Genomic DNA, 2,496 nt, shown 5'->3' with positions numbered 1-2,496 from the left:
GCTGAGGCGGAGGTCCGTTGATTCTTTTTTTCCGCCCCGCGTGTGCGAGGCGACGATGTTGCAGGAAGGCGTAGGCGATCATTGTCATCAGGGCGTGGCGATGAAGACCCTGCCATGATCGCCCTTCGAAGTGATCAAGTCCAAGCTCTTCCTTCAACTGTTGATGCGCCTGCCCACAAATCCACCGTGCCTTGATGTTGGCGGCCAGGGTGCGCAGATCCGTCGCCGCCGGAAGATTGGCGAGATAGTATTTCTTCTCCCCGGAGGCACGTTGCTCGCCAATGAACCAGGCTTCGTCGCCCGGGAGATGCTGCTGACCCTTATCCCAAATCCGCCGAGGAGGGCCGTCGGCCGTGCGGACACGGAGAGCGGCAAATCGGGCTTTGAGCCGACCTTTCGTCCCGCTACGCCAACTCACGGTTTCCATTTGGCGCTGGCCAGCATTTGTTCTGCCGCAATCGATAAGATATCGGGCACGTGGTGCTTTCGTGGTTTGCCACGGGCTTTGGTGGTCGGCCAAATGAGCTTCACATCGACCGGATACACCTTCAGGTGCCGAGGGATGCCGACAGCCCAGGTCAGCCCGCGCTCTGTTAGCCCTTGTCGAAACGGTGCGCTAAGTCCGTATCCTGCATCCGCCAGCACACATCCAAAGCGCACGTTGGCTGCCATCGCGCGGTCAATCTCGGCCAAAGCGATCTCCGGCTTGGACCGTGGCGTTCGATGTTCGACTGGCACGCGAGCGCGCTTCAAACGAGGTATGTCGCTTGTCCAGCTGTCAGGCAGAAAGAGACGTAACGCGACCATCACGGGCACTTCGCCGCGCGCAAGCGTTAAAGACACCAGCGTTTGGCAATTTGCAGTTTTACCGAGAGCCGACGCGTATTGAGCCGCAACACCGACCGATCGCTCACCTTTTTTCGGCAGTGAGGTATCATCAATAACCAGCACCGCATCTTCGCCGCCGACAAGTCGGTCCGCCTGGTTGAGCAGCTCTGTCTCCAGCGGCGTCGCGTCCCAGACACCGTCCGCAATGAAATGATGCAGCTGGTCGTAGTTGCCCGTGGCAAGGCGCTCCGCCATCGGCTGAACGCTCTTGCGATCGCCAGGACCGATCAATCCCGCAACATACAGAGGACACATCCGCTGCCGAGTCTTATGACCCAACCGGTCCAAGAACGGCATCAGCCAGCGTTCGAGTTCGTCTTTCCATCCCGCCATGGTCAGCCCTCCAAGAGCCGACCACCCATGAATCATTGAAAAATTGATTCGGGAATCTGGAGGGTTCTGTGAGGTCGCGTTCACGCGATGGTGCGGCAGGTGCGGTTGTGCGACCTCATTGAAGCCGGATTGAACGAAGGCGCGGGGCGGGTATGCGCGGGTTTGCAGCTATGGGGATTGTTGGAGATCGCAACGCCCGGTCTGCCGGCTCGGCGTGTGCGGCAGCGACACGAGATGTGCGCATCGGCAATGGATTGGGATCAGACGCGCTTTGCGAGCGGTGGCGATGGGCGGAGCGCTGCATCGGGCGGTTGTTGTCGCACAATGTGGCAGCACGGATTCGACAGCGTCCACGATGATCGAGCCGCTGGGAGTGGGATGACACATGATGATTGTCGTACATGGCATGAGCTGGCTCACGATGTGTCGCACTGGAACGGTGATGTTCGAGGGCTGGAGCAATTGAAGCTGTGTCGAAAGCGCTCGACGATGCGCATGACGCCGCCACAATCGGGACAAGGAGGAACCTCGGCCCGCGTCGGAGGGGCCGAACTCACGGGCGACGCCTCAATATTGTTTGGCGCTGTCCGCTCATGATCAAGAAGGGCACGGCAAAGCGCGAGCCTGGCAGCGCGATGGCCGTCGGCCATGAAGCCGAAGTGGCGGATGCGATGGAAGCCATCGGGCAGCGTGTGAAGAAGGAAGCGGCGGATGAACTCGTCGGCCTTGAGCTTCATGATCTTTGTCGTGCCGTTCTGGCGGTAGTCCTTCCAGGTAAAGGCGACGTGATCCTGGTCGAGGGCTACGAGCCGGCTGTTGGCGATTGCAACGCGATGGGTATAGCGGCCGAGATAGGCCAGCACCTGCGCGGGGCCGCCGAACGGCCGTTTGGCGTAGACGACCCAGCTGATGCGCCGCATGGCGACGAGGTGAGCTGTGAAGGCAGCAGGCTCGGCCAGGGATGCGAGATCGCCGAAGAAGTTCAGGGTGCCGGCGTCGAAGGCGGCGGTCAGACGTTCGAGGAACAGGCGTCTGAACAGCCGGGCGAGCGGTTTGACGGCCAGGAAGAAGTTTGGTCGGCTGGCGATCCAGTGCGCGTTATCGGGCGAGAGGCCGCCGCCCGGCACGATGCAGTGGACGTGGGGATGGTGCGTCAGCGCCTGCCCCCAGGTGTGGAGGACGGCGACGACGCCGATCCCGGCGCCGAGCCGGCGTGGATTGGCGGCGAGCGTCGACATTGCCTCGGCGGCGGCTTTGAACAGGATCGCATAAACG

Annotated in this window: 1 protein-coding gene and 1 pseudogene; both read right to left on the bottom strand. The window is 61.5% G+C overall.

Annotated features, from left to right (window positions below; all coding sequences use genetic code 11):
* A pseudogene (locus tag AC0L20_RS39420) lies at nt 1-1,257 on the bottom strand (IS701 family transposase); the annotation flags it as partial.
* Between the two features lie 380 nt (nt 1,258-1,637).
* A partial coding sequence (locus tag AC0L20_RS39415) for an IS91 family transposase (protein WP_473295576.1) occupies nt 1,638-2,496 on the bottom strand: 859 nt, incomplete at its 5' end.

This window comes from Bradyrhizobium sp. Kon58 (assembly GCF_055807455.1).
This window is presented reverse-complemented; position numbering and strand designations above follow the sequence as displayed.